Annotated in this window: 17 protein-coding genes; 13 read left to right on the top strand and 4 right to left on the bottom strand. The window is 71.3% G+C overall.

The annotated features are described in order from the left end of the window. Positions 1-185: 185 nt before the first annotated feature. Positions 186-1,385 carry a sensor histidine kinase gene (locus ACWGH4_RS15630; protein ID WP_453460553.1) on the bottom strand — a complete coding sequence of 400 codons (1,200 nt, stop codon included), beginning with the start codon at positions 1,383-1,385 and terminating at the stop codon, positions 186-188. A 305-nt stretch (positions 1,386-1,690) separates the two neighbouring features. On the opposite strand from ACWGH4_RS15630, the gene ACWGH4_RS15635 reads away from it, so the two are divergent. The 12 genes from ACWGH4_RS15635 to ACWGH4_RS15690 all read left to right on the top strand — a co-directional run bounded on the left by ACWGH4_RS15635 (position 1,691) and on the right by ACWGH4_RS15690 (position 13,402). Then, positions 1,691-2,089, top strand: a complete 399-nt coding sequence (locus ACWGH4_RS15635) for an NADH-quinone oxidoreductase subunit A (RefSeq protein WP_453460556.1) — start codon at positions 1,691-1,693, stop codon at positions 2,087-2,089. Then, the gene (locus ACWGH4_RS15640) at positions 2,080-2,814 is read left to right on the top strand and encodes an NADH-quinone oxidoreductase subunit B (RefSeq protein ID WP_453460559.1); all 735 of its coding nucleotides are present in this window, start codon (positions 2,080-2,082) and stop codon (positions 2,812-2,814) included. Before ACWGH4_RS15635 ends, ACWGH4_RS15640 begins: the two co-directional genes overlap by 10 nt. Further along, positions 2,811-4,193, top strand: coding sequence for an NADH-quinone oxidoreductase subunit C (locus ACWGH4_RS15645; RefSeq protein ID WP_453460562.1), 1,383 nt, complete (start codon positions 2,811-2,813; stop codon positions 4,191-4,193). The genes ACWGH4_RS15640 and ACWGH4_RS15645 overlap by 4 nt, the downstream gene beginning before the upstream one ends. After that, positions 4,190-5,155: an NADH-quinone oxidoreductase subunit H gene (locus tag ACWGH4_RS15650; protein WP_441265713.1), complete on the top strand. Its 966-nt coding sequence runs from the start codon at positions 4,190-4,192 to the stop codon at positions 5,153-5,155. The genes ACWGH4_RS15645 and ACWGH4_RS15650 overlap by 4 nt, the downstream gene beginning before the upstream one ends. A gap of 2 nt (positions 5,156-5,157) precedes the next feature. Further along, positions 5,158-5,805 (top strand): NuoI/complex I 23 kDa subunit family protein, encoded by a 648-nt coding sequence (locus ACWGH4_RS15655; protein ID WP_453460565.1) that lies wholly within the window; start codon positions 5,158-5,160, stop codon positions 5,803-5,805. Beyond that, on the top strand, positions 5,802-6,446 hold the full coding sequence (locus ACWGH4_RS15660) for an NADH-quinone oxidoreductase subunit J family protein (protein ID WP_453460568.1): 645 nt from the start codon (positions 5,802-5,804) through the stop codon (positions 6,444-6,446). The genes ACWGH4_RS15655 and ACWGH4_RS15660 overlap by 4 nt, the downstream gene beginning before the upstream one ends. Then, positions 6,446-6,829: an NADH-quinone oxidoreductase subunit NuoK gene (gene nuoK / locus ACWGH4_RS15665; RefSeq protein WP_441265716.1), complete on the top strand. Its 384-nt coding sequence runs from the start codon at positions 6,446-6,448 to the stop codon at positions 6,827-6,829. The genes ACWGH4_RS15660 and nuoK overlap by 1 nt, the downstream gene beginning before the upstream one ends. Next, positions 6,826-8,826 (top strand): NADH-quinone oxidoreductase subunit 5 family protein, encoded by a 2,001-nt coding sequence (locus ACWGH4_RS15670; RefSeq protein ID WP_453460572.1) that lies wholly within the window; start codon positions 6,826-6,828, stop codon positions 8,824-8,826. The genes nuoK and ACWGH4_RS15670 overlap by 4 nt, the downstream gene beginning before the upstream one ends. 3 nt (positions 8,827-8,829) lie before the next feature. Then, positions 8,830-10,422, top strand: a complete 1,593-nt coding sequence (locus ACWGH4_RS15675) for an NADH-quinone oxidoreductase subunit M (RefSeq protein WP_453460575.1) — start codon at positions 8,830-8,832, stop codon at positions 10,420-10,422. Further along, a complete protein-coding gene (locus tag ACWGH4_RS15680) occupies positions 10,419-11,957 on the top strand; it encodes an NADH-quinone oxidoreductase subunit N (RefSeq protein WP_453460578.1) in 1,539 nt (512 codons plus the stop codon). Before ACWGH4_RS15675 ends, ACWGH4_RS15680 begins: the two co-directional genes overlap by 4 nt. 192 nt (positions 11,958-12,149) lie before the next feature. Continuing rightward, the gene (htpX, locus tag ACWGH4_RS15685) at positions 12,150-13,013 is read left to right on the top strand and encodes a zinc metalloprotease HtpX (protein WP_453460581.1); all 864 of its coding nucleotides are present in this window, start codon (positions 12,150-12,152) and stop codon (positions 13,011-13,013) included. Further along, the gene (locus ACWGH4_RS15690; RefSeq protein WP_159688642.1) at positions 13,010-13,402 is read left to right on the top strand and encodes a YccF domain-containing protein; all 393 of its coding nucleotides are present in this window, start codon (positions 13,010-13,012) and stop codon (positions 13,400-13,402) included. Before htpX ends, ACWGH4_RS15690 begins: the two co-directional genes overlap by 4 nt. Positions 13,403-13,491: 89 nt before the next feature. On the opposite strand, the gene ACWGH4_RS15695 is transcribed toward ACWGH4_RS15690, so the two are convergent. Continuing rightward, entirely contained in the window at positions 13,492-14,766 is a 1,275-nt protein-coding gene (locus ACWGH4_RS15695; RefSeq protein WP_453460585.1) for an APC family permease, read from the bottom strand. A gap of 85 nt (positions 14,767-14,851) precedes the next feature. Here ACWGH4_RS15695 and ACWGH4_RS15700 point away from each other — a divergent pair, with 85 nt between their 5' ends. Beyond that, positions 14,852-15,121 carry a GlsB/YeaQ/YmgE family stress response membrane protein gene (locus tag ACWGH4_RS15700; protein ID WP_441265723.1) on the top strand — a complete coding sequence of 90 codons (270 nt, stop codon included), beginning with the start codon at positions 14,852-14,854 and terminating at the stop codon, positions 15,119-15,121. Between the two features lie 24 nt (positions 15,122-15,145). Here ACWGH4_RS15700 and ACWGH4_RS15705 read toward each other — a convergent pair whose 3' ends face one another. Continuing rightward, positions 15,146-15,799, bottom strand: a complete 654-nt coding sequence (locus tag ACWGH4_RS15705; protein ID WP_453460589.1) for an alpha-ketoglutarate-dependent dioxygenase AlkB family protein — start codon at positions 15,797-15,799, stop codon at positions 15,146-15,148. Between the two features lie 13 nt (positions 15,800-15,812). Continuing rightward, positions 15,813-16,334, bottom strand: a complete 522-nt coding sequence (locus ACWGH4_RS15710; protein ID WP_453460592.1) for a methylated-DNA--[protein]-cysteine S-methyltransferase — start codon at positions 16,332-16,334, stop codon at positions 15,813-15,815. Positions 16,335-16,480: the final 146 nt, after the last annotated feature.

Consider the following 16,480-nt stretch of genomic DNA (forward strand, 5'->3'; position numbering starts at 1 on the left):
GCCCAGGACGGGCCGCCGCAGCCGCTGCCTGGCGGCTGTGACGGCCCGTGGATGACCGGCGGGTGAGGTCGGTGGGGTGAGGCCGTGAGGCCGTGTGGGCGGGTGGCCGACGGGACCGGCGCGGTCGGCGGAGGCGTGTGGGACGCGGCCCGCTGCGCGGGGACGCCTCGCGTCCCCACGCAGCGTCAGTGGGTGCGCGCTCCGCGCGCCTCACTCGCCTCCCTGACACGCCACGGCAGCTCCGCCGTGACCGTCGTCGGACCGCCCGGCGGTGAGTCCAGGACGAAGAGGCCGTCCACGGCGCCGAGCCGTTCTGCGAGGCCGGCCATGCCGGTACCGCCGTCGAGCCGGGCCCCGCCCTTGCCGTCGTCCATGACCTGGAGCAACAGGCGGTCCCCGGACCGCCACACGTCCACAGAGGCGCGGGTCGCGCCCGCGTGCTTGCTCACGTTCTGCAGCAGCTCGGAGACGGTGAAGTAGGCGATGCCCTCGATCGCGGCCGCCGGCCGCTCGTCCAGGTTGACGGTGACCGTCACCGGTGCCGTGCACCGGGACGCGACCGAGGAGAGCGCCGCGTCCAGGCCGCGGTCGGTCAGTACGGCGGGGTGGATGCCCCGGGCCAGGTCGCGCAGTTCCTGCAGCGCGAGCTTCACCTCGCCGTGTGCCTCGTCCACCATCGCGGCCGCGGCGTCCGGGTCCTCGAGGAGCTTCTCCTTGGCGAGGCCGAGCCCCATCGCGAGCGCTACCAGCCGGGCCTGGGCGCCGTCGTGGAGGTCACGTTCGATACGGCGCAGGTCCGCCGCGGCCGTGTCCACGACGACTCCGCGGTCCGACTCCAACTCGGCGATGCGCCGTTCCAGTTCGTCGGACGGCGACAGCAGACCCCGCACCATCGCGCGGTCCGCGTTGGACAGCCCGCGCGCGATGAAGGGGAGCACGGGCCACAGGACGAAGAGGCCCACCACCATGATGGTGAAGGTGAGGACGCCCCACGGCAGCCGGATGAACGAGTACAGCACCGAACGCCAGGCCACCGGGTCCTTCAGCCGGGACCACACCGACGCGATCACGCCCTCACCGTGCGCCGGACCGGGCAGTGGGCTCGGCTCGTCGATCCGCACCCCGAGCAGCGCGCGGGCCCGTGCCCGTTCCGCCTTGCCGATGCCGCGGGCCCCCATGAGGCCGAGGGCCAGCAGCGGCATGCCGATCACCGTCACTGAGAGGCCGGCGCCGACGCTGATCGTGACCGTCACATAGACGAACCCGAGGAGCGCGACCGGCAGGTTGGCCAGCAGATGAGCGATCTCCTTCCACGTGTGGCGGTCGAAGGCGAAGCGCGCGGGAGGCGGCCGGTCGTTGTCGGGGGCGGTGATGCTCGCGGTCATGAGGGCAAGCCTGCCGGGCGGGACCCCCGTACGCCATGGGGTACATGGGTGGGGCGAAGTAGGGATAACCCCACCCGGCGGCCGACCGATGCGTGACACGACTGCTTACGCTCTCTTTAGCAGGGCCTAGACTCCCGTGCGTACAGATCGTGCGTAGTGATCGTCGGAGCGGTGACAAGCACAGTCGTAGCGAAGAAACGAAGCGTGCCGAAGCGCGACGTGGCGACGTAGCGACGTAGCGACGTGGCAACGACGACGACAACGCACCGACAAGGCCGACCGGGTCAGGGAGCGAGGGGACGGACGTGCCGGAACCGACCGGAGTCGTGCTCGCGACGGAGTACTTCCGGAGCTACTCCGTCGTAGGGCTGCTCGCGCTGATCGGCGTGCTGTTCGTCGCTGTCGCGTTCACCGCGGGCCGGCTGCTGCGCCCCGTCGTCCCGACGCCGGAGAAGCTGCTGACCTACGAGTGCGGTGTCGACCCGGTGGGCGAGGGCTGGGCGCACACCCAGGTCCGCTACTACGTCTACGCCTTCCTGTACGTGATCTTCGCGGTCGACTCGATCTTCCTCTTCCCGTGGGCGACGGTGTTCGCCGCCCACGGCTACGGCGCGACGACTCTCGTGGAGATGTTCATCTTCCTCGGCTTCCTGGCCGTGGGACTGCTCTACGCATGGAAGAAGGGGGTCCTGACATGGACGTGACCCCGACCTCGAACCAGACCTCGAACCAGACCTCGAACCAGACGTCGAGCCAGGCTGCGAGCCAGGCCCCGACTCCGGTCCCGGCCCCGGAGTTTCTGCCGGAGCCCCGGCGACTGGGAGCCCTCGCCCGCCTCGCCCCGGAACCGATGAAGGTGATCCTCAACTGGGGACGCCGCTACAGCCTGTGGGTCTTCAACTTCGGACTCGCCTGCTGCGCCATCGAGTTCATCGCCGCGTCGATGGCCCGGCACGACTTCATCCGGCTCGGCGTGATCCCCTTCGCGCCGGGCCCGCGCCAGGCGGACCTGATGATCGTCTCCGGCACGGTGACCGACAAGATGGCCCCCGCGGTGAAGCGCCTGTACGAGCAGATGCCCGAGCCGAAGTACGTCATCTCCTTCGGCGCCTGCTCGAACTGCGGCGGCCCGTACTGGGACTCGTACTCCGTGACGAAGGGCGTCGACCAGATCATCCCCGTCGACGTCTATGTGCCCGGCTGCCCGCCACGCCCCGAGGCGCTGCTCCAGGGCATCCTCAAGCTCCAGGAGAAGATCGCCCGCGAGTCGCTCGACGAACGCTACGGACACGGCGGGGAGAAGACCGGCGCCGCCCGTCCCTCCACCACGGCCCTGCGGAGCGGCCTGATCACTCCGCCGCCGGCCGAGTCCGGGACCGGCCCGAGTGCCGGGTCCGGCGCCGAATCCGGACCGGAGGGGGAGCGGTGAACCTGTACGACAGCCTCCCCGACGCCGTCACCGAGATCTTCGGCGAGGAGGCGACAGCCGAGCGGACCTACGAACTGCTCACCGTCGACGTCCCCGTCGGCTCCTGGATCGCTGCCCTGGAGATCGCCCGCGACAAGCTGGGCTGCACCTATTTCGACTGGCTCAGCGCCGTCGACGAGCCGGGCACCGGATTCCGGATCTGCGCGCACGTCGTCTCGCTGGAGGGCCGTACGGTCCGTCGGCTGCTGGTGCGCACGACCGTTCCGCACGGCTCCCCGTCCCTGCCGTCGGCCGTCGAGGTCTACGCCGGCGCGAGCTGGCACGAGCGCGAGACGCACGAGATGTTCGGCGTCGACTTCACCGGCCATCCGCATCAGGTGCCACTGCTGCTGCCGGACGGCTTCGAGGGACATCCGCTGCGCAAGGACTTCGTGCTCGCCGCCCGGGTCGCCAAGGCCTGGCCCGGCGCCAAGGAGCCGGGGGAGTCCGAGCACGGCGGGCCGAAGCGCCGCCAGATGCTGCCGCCGGGCGTCCCGGACCCGAACGAGTGGGGCCCCCTCAAGGGCCAGCTCCCGCCCGCCCCCGCCCGACCCGCCCGCACACCCCGCGCCGGCGCGGCCGCGGCGGCCGCGGGCGAGCGTCCGGCGCGCCGCACCCGCAGCGCCAGCGAGGGGTCTGCCTCGCAGGGCGAGACGCCCGCGGCGGCCCCGCGGCGGTCGCGCAGTGCGAGCGAGGGCTCGGCCTCCCAGGGCGAGACGCCCGCGGCCGCCCCGCGGCGGTCGCGCAGTGCGAGCGAGGGCTCGGCCTCCCAGGCCGGCACCAGGACCACGCCGCCGGCGGGGGAGACCAAGGCACACGAGCCGTCCACGGCACCGGAGGCGTCGGGCGCACCTGGCGCATCGGGCGCTGCGGAGAAGGCCCGGCCCGCCGGTCCGGCCGAAGCCGTGGCGCCGCCGCGCTCCCGGAGCTCCGACGCACCGTGGCACCACGCCCGCCCAGCCTTCGAGGACACGGAGACCGGCACCGAGCCGCCCGCCCGCAAGGACAGGACCCGCGAGCCCGGGACCGAGCCCGGACCTGGACCCGCGCCCGAGGCGCGAGCCGAACGCGATGCGGAATCCGAGCCGGCGGCACCCGAGCCCGCAGCGGCCCCTGGGCCGGCAGCAGGTACCGAGCCCGGGGCGACCGAGCCCGGGGCTGGACCCGCGCCCGAGGCGCGAGCCGAACGCGACGCGGAACCTGGCCCCGGAGCCGAACCTGACTCCGAACCGGACAACCCCACGCCCGCACCCCCGTCCACACCCACGCCCGCGCCCGGATCCGCCGACGGACCCGACGACGACGAGGCGAACCGACCTGCCGGAGGCGACCCCGCGTGAACGACGCACTCGACGTCGCCTTCCGGCTCATCGTCGTCTTCGCCGTGTTCCTCGTCCTTCCCCTCGTCATCGGACAGACCGAGCACAAGGTGATGGCCCACATGCAGGGCCGTCTCGGCCCCATGTACGCCGGTGGGTTCCACGGCTGGGCCCAGCTCGTCGCGGACGGTGTGAAGTTCGCGCAGAAGGAGGACGTGGTGCCGGCGGAGGCCGACCGCCGCGTCTTCCAGCTCGCTCCCGCCGTGGCGCTCCTGCCTTACCTCCTCGTCCTCGTCGCGATTCCGATCGGCCCGAGCGAGGGCGCGGTCGGGATCGTCGTCGACGCCGGCATCTTCTTCGTCCTCGCCGTCATGGGCGTCGGTGTGCTCGGCTCCCTCATGGCCGGCTGGGCCTCGGCCAACAAGTTCTCCCTGCTCGGCGGCCTGCGCACCGCCGCCCAGCTGCTCGCGTACGAGCTGCCGATGCTCCTGACCGCCGCCTCCGTCGCCATGGCGGCCGGGACGGTGTCGCTGGCCGGCATCCTCAACGCCTTCGAGTGGTGGTGGCTGCCCTGGCAGATCGTGGGCGCCATCGTCTTCTTCGTCGCCGGTCTCGCCGAGCTTCAGCGGCCGCCCTTCGACATGCCCGTCGCCGACTCCGAGATCATCTTCGGCGCGTACACCGAGTACACCGGTCTTCGCTTCGCGTTGTTCCTCCTCGCCGAGTACGCGGGCATCGTCGTGCTGTGCGGGCTCACCACCGTCCTCTTCCTGGGCGGCTGGCACGGTCCGTTCGGCGCCGACGGCCTCGGCTGGGTGTGGACCCTGCTCAAGACCGCCGTGCTCGCGTTCATCGTCATCTGGCTGCGGGTGACGTATCCCCGTATGCGTGAGGACCAGTTGCAGAAGCTCGCATGGACGGTCCTCATCCCGCTCGCTCTCGCCCAGATCGCCCTCACCGGCATCGTCAAGGTGGTGATCTAGACGTGTCTCCCATCCCCGGATCCGGCCTCGCCAAGGGCCTGGCCGTCACCCTGCGGACGATGACGAAGAAGACCGTCACCGCCCAGTACCCCGATGTCCAGCCCGAACTCCCGCCCCGCTCGCGCGGCGTCATCGGCCTGTTCGAGGAGAACTGCACGGTCTGCATGCTCTGCGCCCGTGAGTGCCCCGACTGGTGCATCTACATCGACTCCCACAAGGAGACCGTGCCGGCCGCGGTACCCGGTGGCCGTGAGCGCAGCCGTAACGTCCTCGACCGGTTCGCCATCGACTTCTCCCTGTGCATGTACTGCGGTATCTGCATCGAGGTCTGTCCTTTCGACGCGCTGTTCTGGTCGCCCGAGTTCGAGTACGCGGAGACGGACATCCGCGAACTCACCCACGAGCGCGACAAGCTCCGCGAGTGGATGTGGACGGTGCCCGCGCCGCCGGCACTGGACCCGGGCGCCGAGGAACCGAAGGAGATCGGCGCCGCCCGCAAGACGGCGGAGAAGCTCGCCGCCGCGGAGGCGGACGCGGCCACCCCGCCTGGCGCGGCCACCCCGCCTGGCACGGGCGGCGCTCCGTCGGCCGGCGGTGACCGCCCCGCTGACGAAAGCGGCCCGGCATCGGGTCAGGGAGGTCCGGCATGACGTTCGCCGCAGCCGCGACGCACGGTTTCCTTTCCCCCACCGGTGTCGAGATCGCCTTCCTGCTCGTGGGCGTGGTGACGCTCGGCGCGGCCGTCATAACCGTCACGACCCGGCAACTGGTGCACGCCGCCCTCTGGCTGGTCGTGGCGCTCGGCGGCCTCGCCGTCGAGTACCTCCTGCTCACCGCGGAGTTCATCGCCTGGGTGCAAGTCCTGATCTATGTCGGTTCCGTGGTCGTCCTCCTGCTCTTCGGTCTGATGCTCACCAAGGCGCCCATCGGCCGTTCACCGGACGCCGACTCGGGCAACCGGTGGGTCGCCCTGGGCGTGGCCGCCGTCGCCGCCGTGTCCCTCGTGTGGGTCGTGGTCGATGCCTTCCGCACCACCTGGATCGACCTTGAAGGACCGGCCCAGGGCTCCACGAAGGTGTCCGGCGAGATCCTCTTCCGGCACTGGGTGCTGCCGTTCGAGGCGCTGTCCGTACTGCTGCTCGCCGCCCTCATCGGCGCGATCGTCCTGTCCCGCAAGGACGGTGAGGAGCCCGGCCCGGTCCCGGCGTCCCGGACAGCCCCGACCGCCGGCAGAGGCAAGGACACCCCGGCGGGCCGTGCGGACCGACCGGCCCGAGAGGGGAACAGCTGATGCACCTCGCCTATCCAGCCGTGCTCGCGGTGCTCCTCTTCAGCATCGGGCTGTACGGGGTGCTCGCCCGCCGCAACGCGATCCTCGTCCTGATGTCCGTCGAGCTGATGCTCAACGCCGTCAACCTCAACCTCGTCGCCTTCGACGTCTGGCTCCGCGACACCCTGCACGCCGGCCAGGCGCTCACCCTCTTCATCATCGCCATCGCCGCCGCCGAGATCGGCATCGGACTGTCGATCGTGCTGATGGTCTACCGCAACCGCGGCAGCTCCGACGTCGACCGCCTGCGTGACACCGCGGAGACGGCGCACGGGACCGACTCGCCCGGCCCGCACGGCGAGACATCCACCGACCGCGAGGAGAAGGCCGAGGCCACCGCGTGACCACCACGACCCTCGCCGTCCTCGTCCCCCTCCTTCCGTTCCTGGGCGCCGCGGCCGGACTGCTCCTCGGCCGCACCGCGCCCGGCTTCGTCCGTCCGCTCGCCGTCCTGCCGACGCTCGCCGCGGCCGTGCTGGCCGTCGTCGTCGCCGTACGCCAGGACGGCGGCAGGGCGATCGACGCGTCCACGCAGCTCACCCCGACCGGCTCGGTCCCGATCGACCTCGCCGTCCACATCGACGGCTTCGCGGCGCTCGCCGCGATCCTCGTCGGCGTCGTCGCCTCGTGCGTGCAGATCTATTCGACGGGCTACCTCCGCGACGACCCGCGCTACCCGTCGTACGCCGCCCTCGTCTCGCTGTTCACCTCCGCCATGCTGCTCGTCGTCTACTCCGGCGACCTGATGGTGCTGCTGGTCGGCTGGGAGATCATGGGCATCTGCTCGTACTTCCTCGTCGGCCACTACTGGGAGACTCCCGAGGCGCGCGCCGCCTCCCTCAAGGCCTTCCTGGTCACCAAACTCGGCGATGTCCCCTTCCTGATCGGCCTGTTCGCCCTCGCGGCGGACGCGGGCACCTTCCGGATCACCGGGATCCTCGGAGCCGTCGCCGCCGACGCCATCGAGCACCCGACGCTCATCGCGCTGCTCCTCCTCGCCGGTGTCGCCGGCAAGTCGGCGCAGTTCCCGCTCCACACCTGGCTCCCTGACGCGATGGCGGGCCCCACGCCCGTCTCCGCGCTGATCCACGCCGCGACGATGGTCGCCGCCGGTATCTATTTCGTGGCCCGGCTCCTTCCTCTCTTCGCGGCCTCCGCCGCGGCCATGACCGTGCTCGCCGTGATGGCGGCCGTGACGATGGTCGGCTCGGCGCTCGCCGCCCTCGCGCAGGACGACATCAAACGTGTCCTCGCCTACTCGACCATCGGGCAACTCGGCTACATGTCCGGTGCCCTGGCCGTCGGAGACCGTGGCGCCGCCGTCTTCCACCTCCTGTCCCACGGTGCGTTCAAGGCGCTGCTGTTCCTCGCCGCCGGCGTGATCATCCATGCCGCCGGCACCAACTCGCTCGCTGCCATGTCCCGGATGAGCGGCCTCGCCAAGCGCGTCCCCGACGCCTACTGGACGATGACCGTCGCTCTGCTCGCCCTCGCCGCGATCCCTCCCTTCGCCGGCTTCTTCTCCAAGGAAGCCGTCCTCGTGGCCGCCGAGCACACCGCACTCGGCGACTCCGACACAGCGCCCGTCACCGCGGGCTGGTTCGTGCTCGTCGCCGCACTGCTGACCGCGGTCCTGACCGCCGCCTACGCGATCCGGCTGTGGCTGCTGACCTTCCGCGGCCGCGGCGCCGAAGCCCCCGACCACGGCCGGCAGCCGCTGTCGATGACCACCGTGCTGTGGGTCCTCGCCGTCCCCTCGCTCGCCTTCGGACTGACCGCCGGCCGGCTGCCCCGCTGGTTCGACGGCCACGCGCTCACGCCGACGCTCACCACCGCCGTCCTCGGCACGGGCGTCGCCCTCGTCGGCGGCCTGGTCACCTACGGAGCCTGGCGGCACTCCACCGCGATCGCCGCCCGCCTCCCCATCGGCGCCGTCGCCGCCCACCCGGACGCCGAACCGGCCGTCTCGGAGGCCGAGGCCATCGCCACCCACACCCCTGCCTACGGCGACATCGCCGCGGCCCACGACCCGGCCGACCCCGCACGGCTGCTGCTCGGCCCGCTCCACCGCCATGCCGCCGCCGGCTTCCACGTCGACGCGCTCTACTCCGTGCTGTTCGTCCGCCCCGTGCGTGCAGCGGCCCAGTTGGTCCGGTTCCTGGACCGTGAGGTCGTCGACACCTACGTACGCGGATCCGGCACCGGCACCCGCTGGCTCGGCACGGCCGTCCGGCGCGCCCAGACCGGAAACGTCCAGACCTACCTGAGCGCGCTGCTCGCCGGCTCCGTCGTCCTGGCGATCGCCGCCGTCGTCCTTTCCAACGTCAACGCCGGATCGTGAGCCGTGATCGATATCAGCGAGTCCGTGATGCAGTTCCTTCTCGGGTTCATCGTCGTCGCTCCGCTGGTCGGTGCCGCGGCCGCCCTGCTGCCCGCCCCGCCCGGGCTGCGCGGCAGCAGCCCCGACCAGGCGGTCCTGCGCCACGGCGTGACCGTCACCGGCGCGATCCTGCTCGCGGCGGTCGTCCTGGCGCTCGGCTTCGACCACGACCAGCCGTCGAAGATGCAGGCCACGACCGACATCAGCTGGATCGCGGCACTCGACGTGCGGATCCACCTCGGCATCGACGGCATCTCGCTCCCCCTTCTCGTGCTGACGGCTCTGCTGACCTTCCTCTGCGCGCTGTACAGCTACTTCAACATGCCCGTGGGCCCGTCCCCGAAGGCTTTCGTCGCCCTGCTCCTGGTCCTGGAGTCCGGCACCCTGGCGACCTTCGCCGTGCTCGATCTGCTGCTGTTCTTCCTGGCCTTCGAGATGGTCCTCATCCCGATGTACTTCCTCATCGCCCGCTGGGGCGGCGAGGAAAGGCAGCCCGCCGCCTGGAAGTTCATCCTCTACACGCTGCTCGGCTCCGTGGTCATGCTGCTCGGCCTCCTGCTGATCGGGCTGAAGGCCGGCACATTCGACATGGTGGCACTCGCCACTGACAACGGCCGGGGACTGACCACGTCGGTGCAGGTCATCGCCGTTCTGGCGATTGGTCTCGGGCTCGCCGTGAAGACGCCGATGTGGCCCCTGCACACCTGGCTTCCCGACGCCCACACCGCCGCACCGACCGTCGGCTCGGTCCTCCTCGCCGGAGTGCTGCTGAAGATGGGGACGTACGGCTTCGTCCGCATCGTGCTGCCCGTCGCACCTGACGGGATGCGGACCTTCGCCCCGTACCTGGCCGCGTTCGCGGCCGTCGGCATCGTCTACGGTTCCCTGGCCTGCCTGGCACTCGCGCGCAGCGGCTCGGGCGGCGACCTGAAGCGCCTGATCGCGTATTCGTCCGTCGGTCACATGGGCTTCGTGCTGCTCGGCATCGCGACGATGACGCCGACCGGCGTGAACGGCGCACTCTTCGCCAACATCGCCCACGGCCTCATCACCGGCCTGCTGTTCTTCCTGGTCGGAGCGGTCAAGGACCGCTACGGCACCGCCGACCTCGACACACTCGCCGGCGCCACCGGCGCCGCGCTGTACGGTCGCGCGCCGCGCCTCGGCGGCCTGCTCGCCTTCGCCGCCGTCGCCTCCCTCGGGCTGCCCGGACTCGCCGGATTCTGGGGCGAGATGCTCGCGCTGTTCGGAGCGTTCGACCCGGCCGACGGGCTCAGCCGCCCGGCCTTCCTCACCTTCATGTCGATCGGCGCGTTCGGCACCCTGCTCACCGCCGCGTACCTGCTCGTCGTGGTGCGCCGGGTCTGCATGGGCGGCCGGCTGCCCGAAGCCCTGGACGAGCAGCGGCCCGAGCCGGTCGCCGACGTCCGCGCGTACGAGTTCGCGGCCTGGTCCCCGCTCGTGGCCCTGACCGTCATCGCCGGACTGTGGCCCGCGGTCCTCCTCGGCCTCACCGACCCGGCCGTGCAGAAGCTCCTCTCAGGAGGCAAGTCGTGACCGTGGCAGCCGACGGCGCCAACAGCCTCGTCCAGTCCGTCGACTGGGCGGCGATCGCGCCGCCCACGATCACCGCGGCCGTCGCGCTGGTGATCCTCGTCGCCGACCTGTTCGTCGCCGACCGGCGCAAGCCTCTCCTGGGTGCTGTGGCGATCGCCGGTCTCGTCGTGTCGATGGCCGCGCTCCTGCCGCTGCGCAAGGGCGACCGCTCGACCTTCTGCCTGACCGACAACCCGGACGTCTGCAGCTACACCGCCGACCAGTTCACGCTGGTGATCCAGTTCCTCGTGCTCGGCGGGGCGCTGCTGACGGCGCTGCTCTCCCTCACGGACACCCGCGAGAAGCTGCCGCCCGGCGAGTTCTGGTTCCTGCTGCTCTCGTCCGCCGCCGGCGCGGCGCTGCTGCCCGCCTCGCGCGACCTCGCGACGCTCGTGGTCGCCCTCGAGGTGGCCTCACTGCCGGCCTTCGCGCTGGTGGGCCTCAGGCGCGGCGACCGGCTCTCCAGCGAAGCCGCCCTGAAGTTCTTCCTCTCCTCCGTCACCGCGACCGCCGTGACCCTCCTCGGCGTCAGCTTCGTGTACGCCGCCACAGGGACGCTGCACCTCACGCAGGTGGCTGCCGGGCTGGAGGACGTCCCCGGCCAACTGGACACGCTCGCCAAGGCCGGCGTCGCACTGACCCTCGTCGGCTTCGCCTTCAAGACGGCCGCCGTTCCCTTCCACTTCTGGGTGCCAGACACCTATGTCGGGGCGCCGCTGCCGATCGCCGGCTACCTCTCCGTCATCGGCAAGGCCGTCGGATTCACCGGGCTCATCCTGGTCACCGTGATCGCGTTCCCCGGGTACGCGGACATCTGGGGCCCGGCGATGGCGGTTCTCGCCGCCCTGACCATGACCGCCGGCAACGTCGCGGCACTGCGCCAGTCCGCGTCACGCACCTGGAGCGCGGTGCGACTGCTGGCCTGGTCCTCCGTGGCACAGGCCGGATATCTGCTCGTGCCGATCGCCGCCGCCGCGTACTCCAGCGACGACCAGATCGGCGCGACCGTCGCCTACGCGCTGATGTACGCCGTGGTGAACCTGGGCGCGTTCGCGGTGGCGGCCGTCGTCGCCCGCACGCGGCCGCTCAACCGGATCTCCGACTACCGCGGCCTGTACCACCGCCGGCCGCTCGTCGCGCTGGCCATGGGTTTCTTCCTGCTCTGCCTCGCGGGACTGCCGCCGGGCATCGTCGGCCTTTTCGCCAAGGTGACCGTGTTCTCCGCGGCCGTCGACGCGGGCCTCGGCTGGCTGGCCGTCGTCATGGGCGTCAACGTCGTGATCGCCCTCTTCTACTACCTCCAGTGGACGGCCGTCCTCTTCCGGGCCCCCGAGGCGGCGGAGGCGGACGAGGCGGCAGGGACGGCGGGGGAGGCCGCCCGGAAGGTGATTCCCGCTCCGGTCACTGTCGCCGTGGCCCTCACCGCGGCCGTGGGCGTCGTCCTGTCCGGCTACCCGCAGCTGGTCCTGCGGTACGCCGCGGAGAGCCTGTTCTAGCCGCGGCGGTCCCTATCCGGATCCCTCCCGGGCCGGCCCGCTTTGCGGGCTCACCCGTTCGGCCGTGACGCGGGCCCGGGAGCGCAAGGGAACCAGTGCCCCTCGCCTGGCGTTGACCAGTACAGAAGGGTCCACTGGAGAGTGGAGCACCACGCAAAGGGTTCCCCTGCCGCACCATCTGGAGGGCGTACCGTGCACCGCCGGCACAACGGGCTCAAAACCGCCGTACTCCTCGGGGGACTGTCCGCACTGATCCTCGTCATCGGCAGCTTCTTCGGCCGGACGGGGCTTTTCGTCGCCCTCGTCGTGGCGCTCGGCACCAATGCCTACGCGTACTGGAACAGCGACAAGCTGGCCCTCCGCGCCATGCGCGCACGCCCGGTGAGCGAATTCGAGGCGCCCGCCCTGTACCGCATGGTCCGCGAACTCTCCACCGCCGCCCGCCAGCCCATGCCGCGGCTCTACATCTCGCCGACCCAGGCCCCCAACGCGTTCGCCACCGGCCGCAACCCCCGCAATGCGGCGGTGTGCTGCACCGAAGGGATTCTGCGCATCCTCGACGAGCGTGAGCTGCGGGGAGTCATCGGCCACGAACTCAGCCACGTCTACAACCGCGACATCCTCATCTCCTCGGTGGCCGGGGCCCTCGCCTCCGTGGTGATGTTCCTGGTGAACTTCGCCTGGCTGATCCCCATCGGCCGGTCCGACGACGACGAAGGCCCCGGCCTGGTCGGCATGCTGCTGATCATGCTGCTCGGCCCGCTGGCGGCGTCCGTGATCCAGCTCGCCGTGAGCCGCTCCCGGGAGTTCGAGGCGGACGCGTCGGGCTCCCAGCTCACCGGTGACCCACTGGCTCTGGCCAGCGCCCTGCGCAAGCTGGACGCCGGCACGAAACAGCTCCCGCTGCCGCCTGAGCCGCGGCTCGAGACCGCCAGCCACATGATGATCGCCAACCCCTTCGGACCGGGCCGCGGCCTCACCAAGATGTTCTCGACCCACCCGCCGATGGCGGAACGAATCGCCCGACTCGAGCAGATGGCAGGTCCTCGCCGATGAAGACAATCCTGAACGTCATATGGCTGTTCCTGAGCGGCTTCTGGCTGTTCCTCGGGTATCTGGTGGCGGGGCTGATCCTCTGCATCACCGTCATCGGCATCCCGTTCGGGCTGGCGTCGTTCCGTATCGGGGTCTACGCCCTCTGGCCCTTCGGCTACACGACGGCGGATCGCCGCGACTCCGGCGCACCGTCCCTGGTCGGCAACGTCCTGTGGCTGGTCCTGGCCGGCTGGTGGCTGGCACTGGGCCACATCGTCACGGGCCTCGCTCTCTGCTTGACGATCATCGGCATCCCGTTCGGCATCGCCAACTTCAAGCTCATCCCGGTGTCGCTGATGCCGCTCGGCAGGGAGATCGTCCCGACCGATCAACCGTTCGCGGCGCGTTGAGCGCCCGGACCTCGTCCGCCGGGCTGCTGCCCGTCCGACCGGCCGCCGCGGAACAGGCGACACCCACGCCGCCTGTCGGCGGCCGCTGATCAGCGGTCACGAGCCGCCCGAGCGCCGTTCCGCGCCGCGTACAGTGCCGCGCCCCCGGCGAGCACCGCAGCCCCGGTGATCACGGACGTCAGCGGCAGCGAGAACGCCAGCGCCAGGCATCCCGCCACCCCGCATCCGGCCGTCAGCCGCACGGTCCAGAGCACTCGAACGGGTGTATCCCCGGGCCGTCCGGAACCCAGCGTCCAGGCCGAGGCGTTGGCGATTGTGTAGTAGACGAGTACACCGAACGACGAGAAGCCGATCGCCCCGCGCAGGTCCACTGTCGCCGCCACCACCGCGACGACGACCCCCACAGCGACCTCCGCGCGGTGCGGCACCTGGAACCGCGGATGAACGGCGGCCAGTGCTCCCGGCAGATGGCCGTCGCGGGCCATCGCGAGCGTCGTCCTCGAGACGCCGAGAATCAGAGCGAGCAGCGACCCGAGCGCCGCCACTGCGGCACCCACACGAACCACCGGCGCCAGCCAGGGGACCCCCGCGGCGCGCACGGCCTCGGCGAGCGGCGCCGCCGCCTGCCCGAGCCCCTCGGCACCCAGCACAGAGAGGACGGCGACAGCGACACACACGTAGACGACCAGCGCGATGCCGAGTGCCAGCGGCACGGCCCGCGGGATGGTGCGAGCCGGATCCCGGACCTCCTCGCCCAGCGTGGTGATCCGCGCGTACCCGGCGAACGCGAAGAACAGCAGGCCCGCCGCCTGGAGCACGCCGCCGGCCGACGCGTCACCCGTCGGCTCCAAGTGCCCGAACCGCGCGTGCCCGCTACCGAGGGAGACCACCACGACCGCCGTGAGAACCGCCAGCACCACAGCCACGATCAGCCGCGTCAGCCACGCCGACTTCTGAACACCGCCGTAATTCAGGGCAGTCAGCGCCACCACCGCGGCGACCGCCACCGCGTTCGCGTGCTCCGGCCAGGCGTACGCGCCGACGGTCAGAGCCATCGCCGCGCACGAAGCCGTCTTACCGACCACGAACGCCCAGCCTGCCAAGTACCCCCAGAAATCTCCCAGCCGCTCCCGTCCGTACACATAAGTACCGCCTGACGCGGGGTACAAGGAGGCCAGGCGTGCCGACGACATGGCGTTGCAGTAGGCCACCACTGCCGCGACGGCAAGACCGAGCAGCAGGGCGGAACCGGCAGCCCGCGCCGCCGGTGCGAGAGCCGCGAAGATTCCCGCACCGATCATCGATCCGAGGCCGATCACAACGGCGTCGAAGACCCCCAGTGACCGTCGCAACTCCTGTGTCATACGCCGCACCCTACTGATCACCGCAACCGCTGCCCCGCCGGTGCACGTCCCCGACAACAACACCCCAGGAAAGGCAGGTCATTCGATGAGCATCATCGGCTGGATCGTTCTCGGACTGCTGGCCGGAGCGATAGCCAAGATCCTGCTGCCCGGCCGCGACCCCGGCGGGCTGGTCGGCACCACGCTCATTGGTGTCGCCGGAGCCTTCATCGGCGGCTGGATATCCTCCCGTTACCTGGACCGCGAGATCGCCAACCAGTTCTACGACGGGCCGACCTGGATCGCGGCCGTCGGCGGCGCGCTCGTCCTGCTGATCGCGTACCGGATCCTGTTCGGCCACTCGCGTTCGCGCTGAATCCCGCCTGCCGCCCGCGCGGGATCAGCCCGCCAGTCCGGTCTCGCGCAAAGTGATGTTCAGACGGCCGCCGTTCATGCCGGTCGCAGGATCGGCCGTGGCCGGAAGCACCTTCAGCACGCCGTGATAGGCGTAGCGGGAAGGTTCGCCGAAGACGAACAGGTCGCCGGACGCCAGCTCCACGTCCGTGTACGGACGTCCCCTGGTCCGCGTGTTCCCGAACCGGAACACGCACGAGTCGCCGATGCTCAGGGAGACCACCGGAGCTCCTGACCGCTCCTCCCTGTCCTGGTGCATCCCCATCCGGGCAGCGCCGTCGTAGAAGTTGATCAGCGCGGTGTCGGGGGTGTACCCCTGATGCTCCCCGTAGGCCTCGACCAGTGCCTCGCGTCCCAGCTCCACCAGCCATCCGGGAAACGGCGCGACCGGCGCACCGTTCACGTCGTCCGCGGTCCGGGAGTACCGGTACGGCTGCCAGTGCCAGCCCACACAGACCGTCCGCACCGACATCACGCCCCCGCCCGGCAGCACGGTGTGCCGGAGCGGTACCGGCCCGCGGGCCCAGCCGCGGCAGGCGTCCACCAGCTCCCGCTGACGGCCGACGGGCAGCCAGCCGGGCACGTGCACCGCGCCCGGGGCGACGACCGCCCGGTCACGGGGGAACAGTGCTCCGCTCATGGGACCGGCTCCGTCACGGCGCCAGTGCGCCCTCGAGCCCGAGGAGCCGCGCCTTCGACTCCAGACCGCCCGCGTACCCCCGCAGGGCGCCGTCCGCGCCGATCACCCGGTGGCACGGGCGCACCACGAGCAGCGGATTGCGCCCGATCGCCGTCCCCACGGCCCGCACACCGACCGCGGAAGTCCCGACCTGCGCGGCGATCTCCTTGTAGGTGGTGGTCCGCCCGTAGGGGACGTCCTCCAGGGCCTTCCAGACACGGCGCTGAAAGTCGGTCCCGCCGTCCGCGTACTCGATCTCGAAGCGGGTCAGCCGGCCGGAGAAGTACGACGACAACTGGCGTCCGATCTCCTCGAACGCCGCCGGGTCGCGGCGCCAGCCGGCCTGGACGACCGCGCGGCCCTTCTGCCCCGGCAGCGAGAGGGAAACCAGCGCGGTACCGCCCTTGGCCGTGCCCGACGCCCGCCCCACCAGCAGGAGCTCGCCCAGCGGGCTGTCGAGGGTCTCGTAGACGACGGTCTCCTGAACTCCGGTCATGGCGCGCGCTCCTCCTTGCGGTGTTCCGTCCGGCGGGCTCTCGCCCGCCCTTCCCCTACGAGTCTGCGACCCCGCGGCCGTCAGGGCTGGCGGAATTCGGACGTCACGGCAGGGGAGGGCCGGCCGTCTTCGTCGCCGGTCGCACC

Source organism: Streptomyces sp. NPDC054847, from assembly GCF_053610925.1.

What these genes read in the sequence shown, in the direction of transcription:
- ACWGH4_RS15705 (WP_453460589.1), bottom strand. Translation starts at nt 15,799, where the DNA reads ATGAGCGGAGCACTGTTCCCCCGTGACCGGGCGGTCGTCGCCCCGGGC.
- ACWGH4_RS15710 (WP_453460592.1), bottom strand. Translation starts at nt 16,334, where the DNA reads ATGACCGGAGTTCAGGAGACCGTCGTCTACGAGACCCTCGACAGCCCG.
- ACWGH4_RS15640 (WP_453460559.1), top strand. Translation starts at nt 2,080, where the DNA reads ATGGACGTGACCCCGACCTCGAACCAGACCTCGAACCAGACCTCGAAC.
- ACWGH4_RS15695 (WP_453460585.1), bottom strand. Translation starts at nt 14,766, where the DNA reads ATGACACAGGAGTTGCGACGGTCACTGGGGGTCTTCGACGCCGTTGTG.
- nuoK (WP_441265716.1), top strand. Translation starts at nt 6,446, where the DNA reads ATGCACCTCGCCTATCCAGCCGTGCTCGCGGTGCTCCTCTTCAGCATC.
- ACWGH4_RS15700 (WP_441265723.1), top strand. Translation starts at nt 14,852, where the DNA reads ATGAGCATCATCGGCTGGATCGTTCTCGGACTGCTGGCCGGAGCGATA.
- ACWGH4_RS15630 (WP_453460553.1), bottom strand. Translation starts at nt 1,385, where the DNA reads ATGACCGCGAGCATCACCGCCCCCGACAACGACCGGCCGCCTCCCGCG.
- ACWGH4_RS15660 (WP_453460568.1), top strand. Translation starts at nt 5,802, where the DNA reads ATGACGTTCGCCGCAGCCGCGACGCACGGTTTCCTTTCCCCCACCGGT.
- ACWGH4_RS15690 (WP_159688642.1), top strand. Translation starts at nt 13,010, where the DNA reads ATGAAGACAATCCTGAACGTCATATGGCTGTTCCTGAGCGGCTTCTGG.